Source organism: Endozoicomonas sp. ONNA2, from assembly GCF_024606365.1.
Taxonomy (GTDB): Bacteria; Pseudomonadota; Gammaproteobacteria; order Pseudomonadales; family Endozoicomonadaceae; genus Endozoicomonas.
On record NZ_JAHHPO010000447.1, the window covers coordinates 1 to 1,298 of the forward strand.

The 1,298-nt window shown below is 50.4% G+C and carries 1 protein-coding gene; it reads left to right on the forward strand.

What is annotated here, in order from left to right:
* Positions 1 to 178 precede the first annotated feature (178 nt).
* On the forward strand, positions 179 to 1,267 hold the full coding sequence (locus KDK14_RS08055; protein ID WP_257264573.1) for a 3-deoxy-7-phosphoheptulonate synthase: 1,089 nt from the start codon (positions 179 to 181) through the stop codon (positions 1,265 to 1,267).
* Positions 1,268 to 1,298 lie beyond the last annotated feature (31 nt).

Genomic DNA, 1,298 nt, shown 5'->3' on the forward strand with positions numbered 1-1,298 from the left:
CCTCAATTTTCTGTCGCCGCAGCAGGGCAGTCTATTCTCGGACAGCCTCCCGGGCTTTATAAAGGGCGAGGTGACAATCCGTCAGTACAGGTGCCATATTTTCATCTGGCATCAGGGGGCGTCAGGCCACTGACCACGAGATCTTAAACAAGTCTTGATAAAAAACGGAACCGCGCAAATGGCTGTTTTACCCATTGAAGACCTTAATATTGAATCTCAGGAAGTTTTGTTGAGTCCGGAGCGTCTCAAGGCCAATATTCCGATGACGGAAGCAGCAGTAAAAACGGTGTCTGAAAGCCGTGCAGTAATCAGGGATATTCTGGATGGCCAGGACCACCGCCTGTTTGTGGTCATAGGCCCCTGCTCAATCCACGATGTTGCTGCGGCAAAAGATTATGCCCGTCGGCTAAAAGCCCTCAGCGAAGAGTTGCAGGACACATTGTATCTGGTGATGCGTGTCTATTTTGAAAAGCCAAGAACCACGGTTGGCTGGAAAGGCTTGATCAATGACCCCCATTTGAATGACTCATTTAAAATTGAAGAAGGTCTCCATATCGGTCGTCGGCTATTAATGGATATTGCCGAAATGGGTATTCCTGCATCTACGGAAGCTTTGGACCCGATCTCGCCACAGTATCTTCAGGATCTGGTTGCCTGGTCGGCAATAGGTGCAAGAACCACTGAGTCACAGACGCACCGCGAGATGGCCAGCGGCCTGTCTTCTCCCGTTGGCTTTAAAAATGGCACCGATGGCGGATTAGAAGTTGCGATTAATGCCCTGCAGTCTGTTTCCAGCCCACACCGTTTTCTTGGCCTGAACGGTCAGGGTCAGGTCGCGGTTACCCATACCAGGGGCAACCCATACGGTCATGTTGTGCTGCGTGGTGGTAATGGCAAACCAAACTATGATTCTGTCAGCGTTGCACTGTGTGAAAAGGTGCTTGAAAAAGTCGGCATCAAGGCAAATATCATGGTGGACTGCTCCCATGCCAACTCCAATAAGGATCCTGCCCTTCAACCGCTGGTTATGGAGAATGTGGCCAACCAGATCATTGAAGGCAATAAATCCATTGTGGGTCTGATGGCGGAAAGCAATATCGGCTGGGGCAATCAGAAAATGACTGACAATCTGGACGATCTGCAATACGGCGTTTCAATAACTGACGCCTGTATTGACTGGGAAACCACGGAAGCAACGCTGCGCAATATCAGGGATAAATTGAAAGATGTTCTGCCAGGGCGCCGCCAGGAGGCTGTCCGAGAATAGACTGCCCTACTGCGGTGGCAGCAAATTGGTC

Excerpts from the sequence above, each read along its gene's own strand:
- KDK14_RS08055 (WP_257264573.1), top strand. The coding sequence starts at position 179 with ATGGCTGTTTTACCCATTGAAGACCTTAATATTGAATCTCAGGAAGTT.